Source organism: Rhodospirillales bacterium (genome assembly GCA_023898805.1).
GTDB lineage: Bacteria > Pseudomonadota > Alphaproteobacteria > Micavibrionales > UBA1664 > UBA6145.
In genome coordinates, this window is the sequence record CP060260.1 from 141,977 (window position 1) to 160,863 (window position 18,887).

The following is an 18,887-nucleotide window of genomic DNA, read 5'->3' on the forward strand; positions in this document are numbered from 1 at the left end:
TCTTTATACAAGCGATACATGCACGTTGACCAAAGGCTTGATGTCGTGCAGGTCGCGGAAAAACCGTTTGACGCTCGCGCGCACGGCTTCCTCGCCCGCATCCTGCGACAGGCGCTCCTTGCGCGGCAGGCGCTCGAACCGGTCCGCCGCCGCATCCTCAAGATCGGCCAGATGCTGCGCGTCCTCGTCCCGCGCGGGGTCGAACAGCCCCACGGTGCTGGCCTGCACGTCCAGAACGTCGCCGCTTTTGCCGTCCGCGACGATCGAAACGAACACCGCGCCGTTGAAGCTCATCTTCCGGCGCTCCAGAATCGCGATGTCGTCCGCAGGCACGATACGGTCGAAATCCACCGCGTTGAACACCACCGGAAACACTTTTTGCGGGTAAACCCCGTCTGGCTTGATTAACAGCATTTCGCCGTTTGCCCCCACCCGCACGCTGCGTACCTGTTTTTCGCGCGCCAGCGCCGCGTGGCTTTCCATCTGCACACGCTCGCCATGCACCGCGATGGCGGCGGCGGGCTTCAGCCAGTCGATCATCTGCGCCAGATCGGCCCGCACCGGGTGTCCGGATACATGGACCCGCGCATCGCGGTCGGTGACGATTTTCACGCCCATCGCCAAAAGCTCGTTCTTGATCTCGTTGATCGCGACCTCGTTGCCGGGAATGGCGCGCGATGAAAACACCATCACGTCGTCAGGTTTCAGTTTGACCGAAGGGTGCACCCCCCGCGCAATGCGCGAAAGCGCGGCGCGCGCCTCGCCCTGGCTGCCGGTGACCACCAGCACGACCTTGTCGTCCGCCATGTCCGCCGCGTCGTCGCCGGTTAAAAAGCGCATATGCGCGGGCATGATCCCGACCTCGCGCGCGCATTCGACCATGGTGTCCAGCGACCGCCCGACCAAAGCCACCTGCCGCCCGACCTTTTGCGCAGCGCGGTAAATCGAAATGATCCGCGCGACGTTCGATGCAAACAGCGTGACCGCGATCCGGCGCGGCGCGCCTTTGAACACCTCGGCCAGCCCCGCCTCGACCTCCAGTTCGGTCGGCGGCTGCGTGCGCACGTCGGCATTGGTGGAATCCCCGACATAGGCCATCACCCCCGCCGCGCCCAGGGCGCGGAACGTTTCAGGGCTGGTATGCGTGCCCAGAATGGGGTCGGGATCCAGACACCAATCCCCCGTATGCACGATTCGCCCCGCCGGTGTAACGATGGCAAGCGCGTTGCCTTCGGGAATCGAATGCGCCACCGGCACGAAGGTCACCGACCAACCGTTTTCCGGCGTCACGCTTTCACCCGGCTTGATCACATGGATTTTGGGCCCGCCGTCGGGAAAGACGTGCTCTTCCAGCTTGCGGCGCAAAAGCGCGGCGGTGAAAGGCGTGGCATACACGGGGCAGCGCAACCGCGGCCATAGCCATGCGATCGCGCCGATATGGTCCTCGTGCGCGTGCGTGACGAACAGGGCCTTGAGCCGATCCCGCTGCTCGGCGATCAGCGTCGGGTCCGGCAGAACCACGTCCACACCCGGCAGACGTTCATCGGCAAATGACATGCCGCAATCCACTGCGATCCAGTTTCCGTCATACCCGTACAGCGTAAAATTCGCGCCGAATTGCCCGCACCCGCCCAAGGGCAGGAACGTCACCCCGTCGCGCCCCGGTACCGGCAGGCGTTCGTCGTGTTTGATCTTGGCTTTCATGCCGCCGCTTTCCGGGCCTTACGCCCCGCATATATGATTTCCAGCCCGCGCAACGTCAGCGCGTCGTCGACCGCGTCGATACCCTTTAACGCACCGGCGAACAGAGGCGCAAGCCCGCCCGTCGCCACCACGCTGGGCGTCGTGCCCAGTTCCGTCGTGATGCGGGAAAGCACCCCCTCCATCATCCCGACATACCCCCAGTATACCCCAGAACGCATCGCCGAAACCGTGTCCGTGCCGATAACCCGGTCTGGCCGCGCCACCGCGATGCGCGGCAACTTTGCCGCCGCGCGGTGCAAAGCGTCCAGCGAAAGATTGACCCCCGGCGCGATCACCCCGCCGACATAGGCCCCGCCGGCGTCCACAACGTCAAAGGTCGTTGCCGTGCCGAAATCGATGATGACGCAGGGCAACCGGTATTTCGCCCGCGCCGCAAGCGCGTTGACCAGGCGGTCCGCCCCCACCTCCTCGGGTCGGGGCAGATGCACGGGAATGCCCGCCTCCACCCCCGCCTCGCCGACAAAGGCGGGGCTTATCCCGATATAGGTTTCACAAAACCGGCGCAGCGCGAAATTCGCCTCCGGCACGACCGACGCCACGATCACCCCGTCCACCGACCGCAGGTCAAGTCCCGCCGCCTGCGCCAGCGGCAGCATCCACGCCGCGTATTCGTCGGCGGTGCGCGCGGCCTCGGTCCGGATGCGCCACAACGCAGCCGGGTTTTCCGCGCCCGGCGCGATCAACGCGCACACGGTGTTGGTATTCCCGGCATCAATGGCAAGAAGCATGTGATGTCACTACCCCAGACGCGGCGGATTTTCAAGCATTGCCGAAATGGACCGCCCCGCCGCTGACGATTTGCGCGACCCCGTCCCCCCGGCGCAGGATCAGGCCGCCTTGCCCGTCGATTCCATCGAACACCCCTTGCACCGAACCTTCGCCCAGCCGGGCGGTGATCGGCCCGCCCAGTCCGTGCGCCCGCGCCATCCACGCCGCGCGCACCGGCGCGAAGCCCTGTTCTTGCCACGCCGCATACCAGTGTGAAAGCCGCTCGAAATAGGAATCGCGGACAAAGGCCGCGTCCCGCCGCATCGTGTTTCCGTCATTGACCTGCGCGCCTTCGGGCGGCGCGACATCGATATTCACCCCGGTACCGATCAACAGGAAATCAGGCGGCAGCTCGCCGCGTCCGCCTTGCACCTCCAGCAATATGCCGGCGATCTTGCGTCCGCCTACCAACACGTCGTTCGGCCATTTCAGCGTCAGATGCGCCGCGCCGCACCCGTCGATGGCATCGGCCAGCGCCAGCGCCGCAACGAACGACAGCTGGGCCACCGCGCGCAACGGCGCCTGCGGCCGCAACAGGGTCGTCAGGTACAGATTGCCGGGCGGGGATGTCCATGTATTGCCCATCCGCCCGCGCCCGGCCGTCTGGATGCCCGCCTGCACCATCGTGCCCTCGGGCGCACCCGCCTCGGCAAGGGCGCGCACCGTATCCATGGTGCTTGGCAGACTTTCAAAAAAATGCAGATGCGGGATCAAAACGCGGTTCAGGGCAACAGATGGGCGCTTGCCACCGCCGCCCAGACGTTAAGCGGCCCCGGCATGACGATGAACCCGACAAGGAAGATCAGGCTCAACGCCACCACCACCATGCCGGGCAAGCTAAGCCCGATTTCAATTTCCTGCGCGCCATCCTGCGGGGCCTCGAAGAACATGACCCGGATGATGTTGATGTAATACCACGCGGCGACGACGGAACTCAGAACCCCGATTACGGCCAGCGTATAGGCCTGCGCCGCCACCGCCGCCTGGAACACCACCAGCTTGCCAAGGAAACCCGCCAGCGGCGGAATGCCTGCCATCGAAAACATCATCGCCGCGATGCCATAGGCAATGACCGGATGCGTGCGCGAAAGCCCGGCAAGGTCCGAAATCTCGGTAACCGCAACGCCCCGCCGCCGTAACAGCAGGATCAGGCCGAACATCCCGGCGCTGGTTACCATGTAGATCGCCATATAGGTCAGGCTTGAGGCAAGGCCGAAATGCGTCGCCACCGCCACGCCCACCAACGCGTAACCGATATTCCCGATCGAGGAATAGGCCAGCAGGCGCTTGATGTTCCGTTGCACCAGCGCGGCGAACGCGCCCACCAGCATCGAAAGGATGGCGATGAAAGAAATCACCGGCTGCCAGTCGCCGGTCAATTGCTCGAACGGACCGGAAAGGAAGCGGATAACCAGCGCCAACGCGCCCAGCTTGGGCACCACCGCGAAAAACGCGGTTACCGATGTCGGCGCGCCTTCGTACACGTCGGGCGTCCACATGTGAAACGGCGCCGCCGCGATCTTGAAGGTCAAGGCCGCCAGCACCAGCACCATGCCGAACACCACGATCACCGGCGTCGGCCCCGGCACGGCGGAAGCGCCCAGCGTTGCCCCGATCACGTCGAACTGCGTCGCGCCCGTATACCCGTACAAAAGCGACGCGCCGAACAGCAGCAACCCCGAAGATATGGCCCCCAGCACGAAATATTTCAGCCCCGCCTCCGACGATGCCGCGTCGTTGCGGTTGAACGCCGCCAGCACGTACAAGGACAGCGACGAAAGCTCCAGCCCCATATACATGATCAGCAGGTCGTTGGCCGACGCCATCAAAAACAGGCCAAGCAGCGAAAAACCCATCAGCACCGGAAACTCGAACCGCGCCATGGCCGTTCCCTTCAGGTCGGCATAGGCCGAAAACAGCACCGCAATTCCGCCCAGAACGGTCAGGCTTTTGACCATGCGCGCGAAATTGTCCTGAATCAGCGTGTCGTTGAACAGGCGCGTTTCCTCGCCCCCGGCGGCCCACAGCGCGGCCAGCACGCCAAACCACAACAGGACGCTAAGGACGCTGACGGACCTAAACGCCCCGCCGCGCCCGAACGCACCCACGATCATCAGGAACATGGTGCCGGCGGCCAGGGCAAGCTCTGGCGCAAGAACGGAGAGATCGGTCATAAAACTGTTCATGGCTGTACCCCCTCGCTACCCGTGCCGCCGGCATCGGTACCGGAAGCCGCGAACGGATCCGCGCCTGGCATCGGCATATGCACCCCGGCATGGTCCATCAAAGCCTCGACCGACGCACCGATCGGCTCCAGCACCAGACGCGGCATGACGCCCAACGCGATGACCATGATCGCCAGCGGTATCAGGTTGATTTTCTCGATCGCGCTGACATCGCTCATCGACGCGGCGTCGGCGTTGTCCGCCGGACCGAACACCACCTTGCGGTACAGCCACAGCATATAGGTCGCGCCAAGCACGACCCCGGTCCCGGCCAATAGCGCGACCCAGCTCGACGCCTGATACGCTCCCGCCAGACTCAGGAATTCACCCACGAAACCCGACGTACCGGGCAGACCGACCGAACCCAGCGTGAACACCATGAACAGCGTTGCGTAAACCGGCATGTTCTTGACGATGCCGCCGTAACGGTTGATGTCGCGGCTGTGCAGCCGGTCATAAACGACACCCACGATCAGGAACAACGCCCCCGACACGATGCCGTGCGAAATCATCTGGAAGATCGCCCCGTCCATGCCCTGCCGCGTGAAGGTGAAAATCCCCAAAGTCACGAAACCCATATGCGCGACCGAGGAATACGCGATCATCTTTTTCATGTCGGTCTGCACCAACGCGACCAGCGAGGTATAGATGATCGCGATGATCGACAGCGCCCACATCATCGGCGCGAAATATTGCGACGCCTCCGGGAACATCGGCAGGGAAAAACGCAGGAACCCGTACCCGCCCATTTTCAAAAGCACGCCCGCCAGAATGACCGAACCGCCCGTCGGCGCCTCGACGTGCGCATCGGGCAGCCATGTATGCACCGGCCACATCGGCATCTTGACCGCGAACGACGCGAACATCGCCAGCCACAGCCATTTCTGCAACGCAAGGTCGCCCACCGGATTGGCCATCAGCAACGGAATGTCCGTGGTTCCCACCTTCGCATACAGCACCAAAAGCGCCACCAGCATCAGGACCGAACCGAAAAGCGTGAACAAAAAGAACTTGAACGCCGCATAGATCCGGCGCGGCCCGCCCCACACCCCGATGATCAGGAACATCGGGATCAGGACGCCTTCGAAGAACACATAAAACAAAATCGTATCCAGCGCCGCGAACGTGCCGATCATGAATGTTTCAAGGACCAGAAATGCCGCCACGTATTCCCGCACCCGGCTTCCGACCGACTGCGCCGAGGCAAGCAGGCACACCGGCGTCAACAACGCCGAAAGCAGCACGAAGAACACCGAAATCCCGTCCACCCCGACGTGATAGGTCAACCCCAAAGCGGGCAGCCACATGACCTTTTCGACGAACTGAAACCCGCCACGCGCCGGGTCGAACCCCGCCATCATCACGCAGGCCAGCGCCAAAACCGCCAACGACACCGCAAGCCCGATGGCCCGCGCGCCGCGCCCGGCATTTTCCCCGCGTACAAGCAGCGCGGCCACCGCCCCCGCCAACGGCAGGAACGTCATCAACGACAACAGGGGCAAACCGCTCGGTGCCATTACATCGTCCCCATGATTTTCAAAAGCAGCCACGCCATCAACGCCACGACCGCGACGATCATGACGAAGGCGTATTGATAGACATACCCGCTTTGCAGCGCCGAAAGAGCGCCCGCGCCGCGCCGCGAAAGCGCCGCCAGCCCGTCCGGCCCAAGCCCGTTGATCACCGCCTGGTCGCCGCCCTTGAAGAAGCCGCGCCCCAGCGCCCATGCCGGACGCACGAACAAGGCGTCATACAGCTCGTCGAAATACCATTTGTTGTAAAACAGCTTGTAGACCGGGCGGAACATGCGCACGAACACGCCCGGCAGATCCGTCTTCCACAAATAGCACAGATACCCAAGCCCGATACCCGACACGGCCAGCACAAGCGGCAGCAACGGCACCCAGTGCGGCACGTGATGCGCCGCCTCAAGCACGTCTTCCCCGCGCGTCAAAATCGATGCACCCCAGAAATTGACGTGATATTCGCCCACGAACAGCGGGAAAAAGATCGCCCCCGCGAACACCGCGCCGAAGCCCAGCACGTATAGCGGGATCAGCATGATCCGCGGCGATTCGTGCACATGGTGCATCGTGTCATGATCGGCGCGCGGCGCGCCGTGGAATGTCATCAGCAACAACCGCCATGAATAGAACGCGGTCAAAAACGCCGCCGCCACACCCATTTCAAAGGCAAACAAACCCGCGCGCGTATGCACCGCGAAGTCGGATTCCAGAATCATGTCCTTGGAGTAATACCCAGCGAAGAACGGAATCCCGGCCAACGCCAGCGACCCGACCCACATCAGGATGTAAGTCACCGGAATAAGCCGCCAGATACCGCCCATCCGGCGCATGTCCTGTTCGTCCGACATGGCATGGATCACCGACCCGGCACCCAGGAACAACAGCGCCTTGAAGAAGGCGTGCGTCATCAGGTGGAACATCGCCGCGCCATAGGCGCCGACGCCTGCGGCGAAGAACATGTATCCAAGCTGGCTCATCGTCGAATAGGCGATGACGCGCTTAATGTCGAATTGCGTCATGCCGATGGTCGCGGCCACGATCGCGGTCGCGGCCCCGACATAGGTCACGACCATCGACGCCTCCGGCGCATAGGCGAATATCGGGCTCATCCGGCAGATCAGGAACACCCCCGCCGTCACCATGGTCGCGGCGTGGATCAGGGCGGAAACGGGGGTCGGCCCCTCCATCGCGTCCGGCAGCCATGTATGCAGACCCAGTTGCGCCGATTTCCCGCACGCCCCGACGAACAAAAGCAATCCGATCAGCGTCAGCGCCGATACATCCATGCCCAAAAAGTGCAGCGTCACGCCCTTCATCGCCGGCACCTGCACGAAAATCGCGTCGTATTGCAACGACCCGAACAGCACAAGGGACGCGAAAATACCCAGCGCAAGGCCAAGGTCGCCAACCCGGTTGACGATGAACGCCTTCATCGCCGCCGCGTTGGCGGAATGTTTATGGTTCCAGAACCCGATCAGCAGATAGGACGCCAAACCCACACCCTCCCAGCCGAAGAACAGCTGGACCAGATTGTCCGCCGTAACCAGCATCAGCATCGCAAAGGTAAACAGCGACAGATAGCTCATGAACCGGGCCTGATGCGGATCGTGATGCATGTACCCGACCGAATAGACATGCACGCAGGCCGAAACGACGGTCACCACGCACATCATCACCACCGATAATGTATCAAGCCGGACGCCCCACGAAACATTGACGTCACCCGACGAAATCCATGGCATGACCTCGTGCGTGCGCACATGCCCCAGCATCGCGACGTCGATGAACAGCCAGACCGAAATCGCCGCAGCGGCGATCAACCCGGCGCAGGTCACAAGCTGCGCGCCGCCATCCCCGATGCGCTTGCCGAACAGGAACGCGATCAAAAAACCGATCAGCGGCAGAAAGACCGGAGCAATGTCGAGCAGCATGGAAGTATCGTCCACGGCGCTATCCCTTCAGTTTTGAAAGGTCCTCGACCGCGATCGAGCCTTTGTTGCGGAAGAACGTGACCAGAATGGCAAGGCCGATGGCGGCCTCGGCCGCCGCGACGGTCAGGACGAACATGGTGAACACCTGCCCGGCCAGATCGCCCAGATAGGCGGAAAACGCCACGAAGTTGATATTCACGGCCAGAAGCATCAATTCGATCGACATCAAAATGACGATGACGTTCTTACGGTTGAGGAATATGCCGAACACGCCGATCACGAACAAAATCGCCGCCAGCATCAGATAATGCGTGATCCCGATGGCCATCACAGATTAACCCCCTGCCCGCTTTGCACCTTGCGCAACTCCACGACGTCGGAACGCCGCACGCCAACCTGATCCGCCACTTTCTGGCGCCGCACGCCCCCGCGCACACGCAAGGTCAGGACGATCGCCCCGATCATCGCGACCAAAAGCACCAGCCCCGCGATCTGGAACGGCAGCGCATATTGCGTATACAGGATGCGCCCCAGCGCGTGGGTGTTGGAAACGTCGTGCGGCACCGCCGCCTGAATATTGCCGATGGCGGCGGGCGTGACCTCCCACGCGTACATCATGTACCCCATCTCGCCCAGCAGGACCGCGCCGATCGCGATGCCGAGAGGCACATACTGCATCGCCCCGCGCCGCAGCTCGACGAACGAAATATCAAGCATCATGACCACGAACAAAAACAGCACTGCGACCGCGCCGACATAGACGATGGCAAGGATAAAGGCCACGAATTCCGCCCCAAGCAGGACGAAAAGCCCCGCTGCGTTGAAAAACGCCAGTATCAGGAACAGCACCGAATGCACCGGGTTTTTGGCGGAAATCACCAAAAGCGCGCTTAATATCAGCACAAAGGCGAACAGATAAAAGGAAATTGCCGCGATCATTGAATCCCAGAGCGTCCGTGAAAAAGACGCCTTCTGTTTACCCCGTGCGCCGCCCCCATGCAAGCGCCGCCCGCGAAAAAAACGTGGATAGACAAGGGCCTAAACCCATGATTAGGGTACCTTCCGATGCCGCGCCTGCATATTTGCCTGTTCTTCGCCCTGTTTGCCTGTTTTTGCCATGCCGCGCCTGTGTTTGCGGACAATACGGCAAGCGACCGCATCGTCTTCGGCGGTGGACTGCACAATGTGGACGATGCCGACGACTTTCAGCGCATGACAGAATTCCGCGCCGAATGGCATATGGCCGCGCACCCGGTCCTGTGGCGGTTTTACCCGTGGGTCGGGGCCGAATTCATCTCCGGCGCGGTGGGCTGGTTCGGCGGTGGCCTGCAAACTGATTTCAACCTTTACCGCGATCTGGTCTACATGGCGCTCCAGACCGGGGCGGGCTATTTCGACGATGGTGTTTATGAATATTCGTGGCGCAATATGAACCCGCCCACGGGGCTGGAATTCCGGCACCAGATTGAAATCGGAATCAAATTCCCGGCCGGCAACCGCATGGGCATCGCCCTCAGCCACATGTCCAATGCGGGCATAGGCGCAAAACAAAACCCCGGCAAGAACAGCCTGACCGTCAACTTCCACATCCCGTTCGACGGTTTTTCGGGCCGTACGGCCCAGCCGCTTAAGCCGGCTGGCGGATAAGCAGGTCGTAGCGGTTCTCGCCCGCGCGATAGCGCCCCTTTAACGCGAACGGCGCAGCAGCCAGAAAATCTGTCGGAAGCTCGATTTCATCGCGGTGCACGTTGAACGCCCAGCGCGCCCCGCTGCGCTCCAGCGCACCGCGCCACGCCGCCGGGTCTTGCGCGCACGGGCTTTGCCAGCACGCAAGCGGATCAAGCACGCGCCGCCGATGTCTGCGGGCAGGATCGAAACACAATCTGCAAAACACGACCAAAGGCGCCACCGGCGCGGTAACTGCGGTAAAATCCTGACGCGGCCCTGTGCACAGCAACAATTCTGCATCCGGCGAAAGCACCGCCCCCGCCTCTGGCAATTGCCGCTGGATATCACCCATATAGGTATAATCGTTAAGGCCGAGTTGCTTAGGATCCGCCGGATCGCGCAGCGCGCCGACCAACAGCGCCCGATCAATGATTTCCACCCCTTTTGGGGCTTTCGCCACCTGATTGCCCGCCGCCGCGCGCAGATACCCGGATAACTTTATTGAATGCATGAAGGGACTATAATCAGATTTCAAAGCTTATGTAAATTTTTACCGGTACGGCGCTTCCGCCTCCAGATTGCGCGCGATCTGCGCCTCCCACCGGTCGCCATTGGCCAGCAGCCGTTCCTTGGTATACAGCAGCTCCTCGTGGGTTTCGGTGGCGTATTCGAAATTCGGCCCCTCGACGATCGCATCGACCGGGCAGGCTTCCTGACACAGCCCGCAATAAATGCACTTGGTCATGTCGATGTCGTAACGCGTGGTACGGCGGCTGCCGTCCTCGCGCGGTTCGGCCTCGATGGTGATGGCCAGCGCCGGGCACACCGCCTCGCACAGCTTGCACGCGATGCAGCGTTCCTCCCCGTTGGGATAGCGGCGCAATGCATGCTCGCCGCGAAACCGGGGGGAAAGGGGGGCCTTTTCAAACGGATAGTTCAGCGTCACCCGTTGCCGGAACATGTATGAAAACGTCAACGCCATCCCGCGCACGATTTCGTACAGGGAAAACGAACGGGCGGTGCGATCAAGAAAAGCCATGCGTGCAAAACCTATGTGAATTGCAGCCTCAAATCAACAGGCACCAACAGGAAATCAAATTCCGACACGAAGTCCGGCATCGCATCGAGGAACCGGCATCAAAGGCGGTTGCTCTGGATGGCGAGGCACGCTCATATAGGCGGCATTCCCCGACTTCAACGGCGGCACCAGACAGGGGCGCCCCGTTCCCAGACGCACCCCGGCAATCCTCAGCATGTCATGGATGGGGCGCCCGTGCGCGCAACGATACGGATCAAGATGAAAAGCCCCGCAAACCAGCATGAACGGCCGTAGGCAAGACTTACCATTCTGATCGGCCAGAATCGCGTTCTCCCACATCATATTGCGCATGAACAGATTGGTGCCGGGATAAAAAACGGGCTTGCTATCAGGCTCCACCCCCACGACGCGCAACCCATTTTCATGCGCCGCATGCATGATGCGCTGGTAATAAAGCCGCATACGCTCGGAATGTGCAGGCAGGTGATTCAAAAGCCAGGCCAACGCGCCCCGATCGCCGCCATCCTGCCACTGATCGAGATATTGCTGCTGCCCACGGGTAAACATCTCGACATACAGCCTGTCCGCGCCCACCGATGCCGCATGTGGAATGAAAGCCTCGATGAATTCAGCGTGGCTATACATACCATGGGTTTCCCCCATCACGATGCCGCCTGCGCGCTCGAAAACATCCTGCATGAACCTGAGCGCTTGCGGCAACGTTCCTTGCACATTGCGCCGCACGGCCATCTGAAAATGCAGCGACACCGAACATGCAGCATCGACGATGGCCGGCAAAGGATTGCACGCCGTGAAAAACGGTGAAGGCATAAAACTTAAAAACCCCTGTTCAAAAATTTATAAATCTTTCGCCGGCACGATGGCCCGGCGCAGCTTTTGAACAATCTAAGAGCGGTTTTTCCGTTATGGCAAGAAGTTACTGCACGTTCGGCAAGGCATCCATATAGATCAGCGCCCCGGCCATCGCCAGCACCCAGACCAGCGTGAACGGCAAGAACACCTTCCACCCAAGACGCATCAACTGGTCGTAGCGGTAACGCGGCAACGTCGCCCGCACCCAGATGTAAATGAACAGGATGAACGCGACCTTGAGCACGAACCACACGATGCCCGGCACAAAGCCCAGCGCCGCGATGCCGAAGGGCGGCAGCCACCCGCCCAGAAACAGGATGGTGGCGATCGCCGACATTAAAATCATGTTGGCGTATTCGGCCAGAAAGAACAGCATGAAGGCGGCGGCGGAATATTCGACCAGAAACCCGCCCGAAAGCTCGGACTCGCCCTCCGGCAGGTCGAACGGCGCGCGGTTGCACTCGGCCAAAATCGACACCACGAACACCACGAACATCGGGAACAGCATCAGATTCATCCACCACGGACGCGGCGTCATCACGATGTCGGTCAGGTTCAAGGACCCCGTGCATAAAAGCACGCACACGATGACCAAACCCATCGACACTTCATAACTGACCATCTGCGCGGCGGAACGCATCCCGCCCAGAAACGCGTATTTGGAATTGGACGCCCAGCCCGCCATCAGCACGCCGTAAACCCCCATCGACGAAACCGCGAACAGGTAAAGGACGCCGACATTGATGTCCGCGATCACCCAACCGAAAGAAACCGGAATGACCGACCACGCCACCAGCGAAAGCGAAAGCGTCAGCAAAGGCGCCAAAAGGAACACACCCTTGCTGGCCTGCGTCGGCAGCACCAGCTCCTTGGAAAACAGCTTGATCGCGTCGGCGAAGGTCTGCAAAAGGCCGAACGGCCCGACCGTCATCGGCCCTTGCCGTAACTGCATCGCGCCCATCACCTTGCGCTCGGCATAGACCAGATAGGCCACGCCGACCAGCAGCGGCACGACAAAAGCCAGTATCTGCAACACGATGAACAAAAGCGGCTGGCCGTAGCCGGCCCAGAAATCCATAAAGCTCATAGCGTGACTTTCTAGCATGAAGCCCGCCCGCGCTTAAGGGGGTTTTTCAGCTTTTCAACGCACCAAAGCGTTTTTCATCCTCATAAAACAGACATTTGCCGCCTTTGATCGCCTTGCCCATTGCCCAGAACTGCGCAAGCTGGTTGCGATAGGCTTCGGCCAGCGTCGGACTTTCGACCAGAATGACCTTTTTCAACAACACGAACGCCACGTTGTCGCCGAACACCGAAATCGGCACGCCGCTTGTCAGCGCCTTGGGAATGGCGCGGTATTCCGAACATTCCGGCGGGCCGTAATGATCCTTCGTGCCCTCCGGCACCATGATCTTCTCGAACAGCCCGTATTTGCGCGTGGTCGCATACAGCCAGTAATGCAGCCGCCGCGCGGAATCGATCAACACCCCCTCGTCCGCCAGTATGTTGATGCTGCCCACTCCCTCGCGCCGCATCGTATCAACCAGACGACGGCAATACCGCTCGAACGCGTCGCGCCCCTCGAACACCTCGGTGCGCAAAACCTCCCCGGCCATGCGCACGCCTTCGCCTTCGGTGAATTCGACGCCCTCGCCCTCCAGCACCGCCGCGATCTTCTTCAGCGTGCCCGCCCGCGGCGTCACCAACCCGCGGTCGATATTGTTCATTGCGGTCACCGAAAGAGCGCATGTCCGCGCCAGATCGCGCTGGCTCCAGCCCAAAAGGGCACGTGCGGCACGGATTTGCCGGATGGATAAAATCTCAGGCTTAAGGCTCATAATTGAATTATATTCAATTTTTGTACGATTTTATACTTTTTTATGGCGGCCAGCGCCCCGTCCGGCAAACACTGCCCCCATGAAAAGATTTTTCCTGATCCTGCTTCTGGCCCCTGTTTTATGGGGTTTCTGCACACCGGCCAATGCCGAGAGCGCCTATCAGCGCGTCCAGCGTACCGGCACCATACGCTGCGGCTATCTGGTCTGGACGCCGATGATGCAGGTCGATCCGAACACAGGGGCTCTCTCCGGAATGAATTACGAATATATGGAGGCCGTCGCAAAGACGCTGGGGCTTAAAATCGATTGGGTGCGCGAGGTCCCGCCCGGCCAGCAGGTCGAGGAACTGCGCACCGGGACCATCGACGCGATTTGCTCCGCCGACGGGCCTCTGGTCCCGGCCATGGCGCGGTATGTTTTCTATACCCGGCCCATCGCGCGCTTCCCTTTCCGCATTTATATGCGCAAGGGCGACCCGCGCCTGAAAGAAGGCATGGACAAACTGAACGCGGACAATATCCGTTTTACTATCGTCGATGGCGACCTTTCCGGCTCGGTGATCGGGATGCGCTTCCCGAAGGCAAAGCGGCTTTCACTGGCCATGAACGCCGACCCGTCGCAGATGATGATGGATGTCGTCACGCGCAAGGCGGACGCCTTGATCAACGACGATTTCACGATGGCGGCATATTTGAAATCCAATCCGGATGCGCTGCAACGGGTTGAGCCGGATATTCCCGTCGCCGACATTCCCAACGCGTTCAGCGTGCTGCAGGGCCCGGACGGTCTGCCCCTGAAAACCCTGCTCGATCAGGGGATCGAGAACGTCAAGAACTTCGGCATCGAAGCGGAAATTTTTAAAAACTACGGTATCAACCCGCAGGATTAGGGTCAGGAGCCATTAACCTCATGAGATTGCGTGACATGGGAAAGGGATGGATGCAAGGAAAAGAGCCGAAGGCGGGGTGGTTTCCCCGGCAAGGCCCTTTGACGCGGCAGACACCCTTTTCCCATGTCACCCGCAAGGGTGCGCCAAACCATGTCACCCGCAAGGGTGCGCCAAACCATGTCACCCGCAAGGGTGCGCCAAACCATGTCACCCGCAAGGGTGCGCCAAACCATGTCACCCGCAAGCGCGCGAAGCCAAAGCGCGTAATCCATGACATTAATAATGAGTCCTGACCCTAAATCGCTACGTTCCCAACCGCTTCAAGGAAATTGCGGGCAAGGACGGGATAGGCGTTGTGCAGCAGGACATGCGTCTGCGCCTCCAGCCCTTTCAGGTTGCGTTCCTGCGGATCCATTTCCAGCAATTTGACCAGCGCCGACGCCACGTCTTTGGGGTCACCCGTGGGCACGCAAATACCGCACGCGGAATCCGCCAGCATGTCGTTCCCGGTATCCACCGCCATGACGATGGGTTTGCCCGCCATCATGTAATCGTAAATCTTGTGGAACGAAACGCCGTATTTATACACGGCCAGCGACCTCGCCCCCATGTACAGAACGTCCATCTGCCGCAGGAAACGCGGCACCTGCCGCTTGGGCAGCGGCCCCGCGAAAACGAACACGTCGGCGACATTGGTTTCCTCGGCGAAATCCGCAAGCGGCGCGCGGTAAGGCCCGTCGCCGATACAGATGAATGCGATCTTGCGGTCGCGCAAAAACGCCGCCGCCTCGACCAGGACTTCAAGCGCGCCGGTTTCGCCATGCGCGCCCGCATACCCGACGATCATTCGCCCCTGCGCGCGGAACCGGTCGATCACCGCCTGCACCAGCCCGTCTATGCCGTGCCCGTCCTGCGCCGGATCTTCCCATTCCTCCGGCTCGATGCCGTTGGGGATGACCGTGAATTTACCGGGCGCAAGTCCGTAATCCTTCAGGTAAGCCTCCGCCCCCGGCAGCGGCGAAATCACAACATCGGCCGCACGGCACGCCCGCCGCTGGCCCCAACGCACAAGCCGCATGAAGGGATGCGTGGGCTTGATGCCCCATATTTCCATCGGCGAATCCGGCCACAGCTCGCTGACCTCGTAAACCAGCCTTGCCCCCGCCGCGCGCGCGATCAACTGCGCCGGCCCCATGTCGAACGGATAGGCCGACGACGCGATGACGATATCGGGCCGGAAATTGCGCACCACGTGGCGCAGGCGCAGATATAACTGGCCCACGAACGCCAGAATGTTCAGGACGCGCCGCCACCCATGGCCCTGATAGGCGGGCGTGCGCAAAAAGATGTACTCGATCCCGTCATAGCCCTGCCGGTCGATCACCCCGCGCATCCGGGGCTGGCGCAACCTTGTATGTGCATAGGACGCGGAAACGATCCGCACCCGGTGCCCCATGCGCACCCATTGCCGCGCCAGATAATAGGGCCGGTATTCCATGCCCAGCACCGGCGACCCGGCGTAATGGTCGATGTAAAGAATGTTCATCCCGCACAGTATAGCAGGATGCGGGTCCGCAGCGGGACGGTTTTCTTTTTCCTATGCGGCCCTGGCTTTGGTTTGCGCCGTAAAGGCGGCGACGCACTGCGCCATGGTCGGGCTGGCCCGCGAAACCGGGTCGGTCTGGTAATAATTCCCGACCGGGCTTGCGAATATGGCCGTTTTGGCCGCCCCCGCCGCGCCGAAATCGCCCCATGCGACGGGCGTAATCTCGCCCACCGCGGCAAAGGCCGGAAACTCGCCCGCGATGCGCGCGCGCAGCTCGGCATGCGTGTTGTACACAAGCGTCTGGCCCAGCACTTCCGAAAACGCGCGCACGATTTTCCAGTCTTCCTTGGCCATGCCCGGCGGCGTCACCGCCGCGCGCGTGGTCTGTACGCGGCCTTCGGTGTTCATATACAGCGCCGTTTTTTCGGTATAGGCGGCGCCCGGCAAAATCACGTCCGCCCGTGCCGCGCCCGCGTCGCCGTGATGTCCTTGATAAATTACAAAATCATCCTTGCCGATCATGTGCGAAAACACGTCCGGATTGTCCACGCCCATCAGATACCAGAGCTTGATACCCTTTTTGCTGAACTGCCCGCCCGGCGGCACGAACCCGATGCTTAGCGCGCCCATGCGCCCGGCGGCGGTATGCAGCAGGTTGAAGCCGTTCCAGCCGTCCGCGATTTTCGCCTTGGCCCGCGCAAGCGCCAGCACCGCGCCCGCGTCCTCGCCCATCAGCGCCCCCATGCCGAGGATCAGCGCGGGTTTCTCCGCCTTGATGTCCAGCGCCGCCAGCGCCTCCGCCCCCGTGCCCAGATGCGTATAGGGATAATTCAAATCCAGCGCCTGCCCGATCACGTAGACCGGGATGCGCTTGGTCATCCAGACCTTGCGGATGCGCGCGTTGACGATCGGCGCTTCCTTGCGTGGGTCGGTCCCGACCAGCACGATCGCGTCCGCCTGCTCCAGCCCCGCGATGGTGGTGTTGAACCGCCACCCGGCCGCCGCGCCCGCGACATCGATCCGCGCTCCGTCGACGCGGCAATCCATCATCCCGGCACCCATGCCGCGCATCAGGTCGCGCAACGCGTATACAGCCTCGACATCCGCCAAATCGCCGGCCAGCGCCGCGATCTGGCCGCCGGAAACGGCCTTGATCGCCTCCGCCGCCTTCAAGAACGCCTCGTCCCATGTCGCCGCGCGCATCTTTCCCTGCTCGCGGATATAGGGCCGGTCCAGACGCTGGTATTTCAGCCCGTCGCAGGCATAGCGCGACTTATCGCCCAGCCATTCCTCGTTCACTGCCTCGTTCAGGCGCGGCAGGATGCGCATGACCTCGTTGCCGCGCGTATCGACGCGGATGTTCGACCCCACCGCGTCCAGCACGTCGATCGAATCTGTCCGCGCCAGTTCCCACGCCCGCGCGCGGAACGAATTCGGCTTGTTCAAAAGCGCGCCCACCGGACACACATCGGCCAGATTGCCCGAAAGCTCGCTTTCGATCGCCTTGCCGACATAGGTGCCGATTTCCACGTCCTCGCCGCGGTTGAGCAACCCCAGATCGTCCACCCCCGCGATCTCGGTCGCAAAACGCACGCAGCGCGTGCACTGGATGCAGCGCGTCATGTTGGTTTCGATCAACGGCCCGAAATCCTTGTCCTTGACCGCGCGCTTGGATTCGAAATAGCGCGAGCGGTCGAACCCATAGGCCACTGCCTGATCCTGCAAATCGCACTCCCCGCCCTGATCGCAGATGGGGCAATCCAAAGGATGGTTGATAAGCAGGAATTCCATCACGCCCTTGCGCGCCTTGTGCACCATTTCGGAATCGGTGAACACCTCCATATTGTCGGCGCAGGCCAGCGCACAGCTCGCCTGCGGCTTGGGCGGGCCGCCCTTGACCTCGACCAGGCACATCCGGCAATTGCCCGGCACGGACAGCCTGTCGTGATAGCAAAAGCGCGGGATTTCAATTCCCAGTTGCTCCGCCGCCTGCAGGATGCTGGTCCCCGGCGCGACTTCGATTTCGATATCGTTGATCTTAAGCTTGGGCATTTTTTACCGCGAAGGCGCGAAATTGCGAAGATTGTTACTCATAACGATACGTTTGATCCCCTCTTTGATTAGCGCCTGATTAAAATTCACGATAAAACCCATGGGAGCATTGCACAATCTCATATATGTCATGATTTGCGCCTCGTGAACCGGCGCTATTCTGTCAATTGTTTTGAGTTCAACAACAATCTGATCAGCGACCAATAAATCAATCCGGCACTCGCATGAAAGTATCTTGCCTCTATAGGGAACCCGAACAGATTTCTGCCTGACATAAGGGATTTTTCTATCCTCAAATTCAAAAACCAAAGCCTCTTCATACAGCTTTTCAAGTAATCCTGGCCCTAATTCCTTATGAACGCAAAACGCACTGTCGATCACCTCTTTGGAAAGAATTTCCAATTCGGCTGGCATATCATTATGTTTCATTAGGGCTGTCATGATATTATTCTGCTTTTTAAACGCAAAGTCGGGCATGTCGTGAAGTTAGTCATTAATTATTTATTTGTTTCATGGGATTTCTCCTTGCACAGATATCTTTTTCGCCCCGCCCTATAAACCAAGGCCAGAGACAAGTAACAACCTCTCCACTTTTTGTATCAAGCACAGCATAGGTTTGATCACCGCCTGCTATTTGGTACCTTCCGTTAAAAGCTTGAGAAACAATAATAAACAACAAAAGAAAAACCACCGCCGCTATAAGAGCGTTTCTGATACTCGACCCGGATAGTTTGTCTTTTACATTCATTTTCTTCGCGCCTTAGCGCC

General features: G+C 60.6%; 19 protein-coding genes. 2 read left to right on the forward strand and 17 right to left on the reverse strand.

What is annotated here, in order from left to right; translation table 11 throughout:
* Positions 1–3 precede the first annotated feature (3 nt).
* From H6866_00745 to H6866_00780, 8 genes are read right to left on the reverse strand one after another with little or no spacing between them, the layout of a single operon-like run.
* Positions 4–1,704 carry a ribonuclease J gene (locus H6866_00745; protein ID USO07795.1) on the reverse strand — a complete coding sequence of 567 codons (1,701 nt, stop codon included), beginning with the start codon at positions 1,702–1,704 and terminating at the stop codon, positions 4–6.
* Entirely contained in the window at positions 1,701–2,492 is a 792-nt protein-coding gene (locus H6866_00750) for a type III pantothenate kinase (GenBank protein ID USO07796.1), read from the reverse strand. Before H6866_00750 ends, H6866_00745 begins: the two co-directional genes overlap by 4 nt.
* A 31-nt stretch (positions 2,493–2,523) precedes the next feature.
* Positions 2,524–3,204 (reverse strand): biotin--[acetyl-CoA-carboxylase] ligase, encoded by a 681-nt coding sequence (locus H6866_00755; protein ID USO07797.1) that lies wholly within the window; start codon positions 3,202–3,204, stop codon positions 2,524–2,526.
* Between the two features lie 50 nt (positions 3,205–3,254).
* Positions 3,255–4,718 (reverse strand): NADH-quinone oxidoreductase subunit NuoN, encoded by a 1,464-nt coding sequence (gene nuoN, locus H6866_00760; GenBank protein ID USO07798.1) that lies wholly within the window; start codon positions 4,716–4,718, stop codon positions 3,255–3,257.
* On the reverse strand, positions 4,715–6,274 hold the full coding sequence (locus tag H6866_00765; GenBank protein ID USO07799.1) for an NADH-quinone oxidoreductase subunit M: 1,560 nt from the start codon (positions 6,272–6,274) through the stop codon (positions 4,715–4,717). The genes nuoN and H6866_00765 overlap by 4 nt, the downstream gene beginning before the upstream one ends.
* On the reverse strand, positions 6,274–8,214 hold the full coding sequence (gene nuoL / locus H6866_00770) for an NADH-quinone oxidoreductase subunit L (protein USO08536.1): 1,941 nt from the start codon (positions 8,212–8,214) through the stop codon (positions 6,274–6,276). The genes H6866_00765 and nuoL overlap by 1 nt, the downstream gene beginning before the upstream one ends.
* A 19-nt stretch (positions 8,215–8,233) precedes the next feature.
* Positions 8,234–8,542: an NADH-quinone oxidoreductase subunit NuoK gene (gene nuoK / locus H6866_00775; GenBank protein ID USO07800.1), complete on the reverse strand. Its 309-nt coding sequence runs from the start codon at positions 8,540–8,542 to the stop codon at positions 8,234–8,236.
* Positions 8,542–9,153, reverse strand: coding sequence for an NADH-quinone oxidoreductase subunit J (locus tag H6866_00780; GenBank protein ID USO07801.1), 612 nt, complete (start codon positions 9,151–9,153; stop codon positions 8,542–8,544). The genes nuoK and H6866_00780 overlap by 1 nt, the downstream gene beginning before the upstream one ends.
* Positions 9,154–9,279: 126 nt before the next feature.
* Between H6866_00780 and H6866_00785 the strand changes: the two genes are divergently transcribed.
* Entirely contained in the window at positions 9,280–9,861 is a 582-nt protein-coding gene (locus H6866_00785) for an acyloxyacyl hydrolase (GenBank protein ID USO07802.1), read from the forward strand.
* On the opposite strand, the gene H6866_00790 is transcribed toward H6866_00785, so the two are convergent.
* The 5 genes from H6866_00790 to H6866_00810 all read right to left on the reverse strand — a co-directional run bounded on the left by H6866_00790 (position 9,842) and on the right by H6866_00810 (position 13,614).
* A complete protein-coding gene (locus H6866_00790; protein ID USO07803.1) occupies positions 9,842–10,393 on the reverse strand; it encodes a hypothetical protein in 552 nt (183 codons plus the stop codon). The genes H6866_00785 and H6866_00790 overlap by 20 nt on opposite strands.
* A 39-nt stretch (positions 10,394–10,432) precedes the next feature.
* On the reverse strand, positions 10,433–10,921 hold the full coding sequence (gene nuoI / locus H6866_00795) for an NADH-quinone oxidoreductase subunit NuoI (GenBank protein USO07804.1): 489 nt from the start codon (positions 10,919–10,921) through the stop codon (positions 10,433–10,435).
* A gap of 54 nt (positions 10,922–10,975) precedes the next feature.
* On the reverse strand, positions 10,976–11,752 hold the full coding sequence (locus H6866_00800) for a ChaN family lipoprotein (GenBank protein USO07805.1): 777 nt from the start codon (positions 11,750–11,752) through the stop codon (positions 10,976–10,978).
* Between the two features lie 106 nt (positions 11,753–11,858).
* On the reverse strand, positions 11,859–12,881 hold the full coding sequence (nuoH, locus tag H6866_00805) for an NADH-quinone oxidoreductase subunit NuoH (GenBank protein USO07806.1): 1,023 nt from the start codon (positions 12,879–12,881) through the stop codon (positions 11,859–11,861).
* A gap of 46 nt (positions 12,882–12,927) precedes the next feature.
* On the reverse strand, positions 12,928–13,614 hold the full coding sequence (locus H6866_00810) for a helix-turn-helix domain-containing protein (GenBank protein USO08537.1): 687 nt from the start codon (positions 13,612–13,614) through the stop codon (positions 12,928–12,930).
* Between the two features lie 97 nt (positions 13,615–13,711).
* Between H6866_00810 and H6866_00815 the strand changes: the two genes are divergently transcribed.
* Positions 13,712–14,521 (forward strand): transporter substrate-binding domain-containing protein, encoded by an 810-nt coding sequence (locus H6866_00815; protein USO07807.1) that lies wholly within the window; start codon positions 13,712–13,714, stop codon positions 14,519–14,521.
* A 295-nt stretch (positions 14,522–14,816) separates the two neighbouring features.
* On the opposite strand, the gene H6866_00820 is transcribed toward H6866_00815, so the two are convergent.
* From H6866_00820 to H6866_00835, 4 genes are all read right to left on the reverse strand, one after another.
* Positions 14,817–16,067, reverse strand: coding sequence for a glycosyltransferase family 4 protein (locus H6866_00820; protein ID USO07808.1), 1,251 nt, complete (start codon positions 16,065–16,067; stop codon positions 14,817–14,819).
* Between the two features lie 51 nt (positions 16,068–16,118).
* Complete coding sequence (locus H6866_00825) at positions 16,119–18,119, reverse strand: NADH-quinone oxidoreductase subunit G (protein ID USO07809.1); 2,001 nt, start codon at positions 18,117–18,119, stop codon at positions 16,119–16,121.
* Positions 18,120–18,122: 3 nt separating this feature from the next.
* Complete coding sequence (locus tag H6866_00830) at positions 18,123–18,533, reverse strand: GxxExxY protein (protein ID USO08538.1); 411 nt, start codon at positions 18,531–18,533, stop codon at positions 18,123–18,125.
* A gap of 79 nt (positions 18,534–18,612) precedes the next feature.
* A complete protein-coding gene (locus H6866_00835) occupies positions 18,613–18,867 on the reverse strand; it encodes a hypothetical protein (protein ID USO07810.1) in 255 nt (84 codons plus the stop codon).
* Positions 18,868–18,887 lie beyond the last annotated feature (20 nt).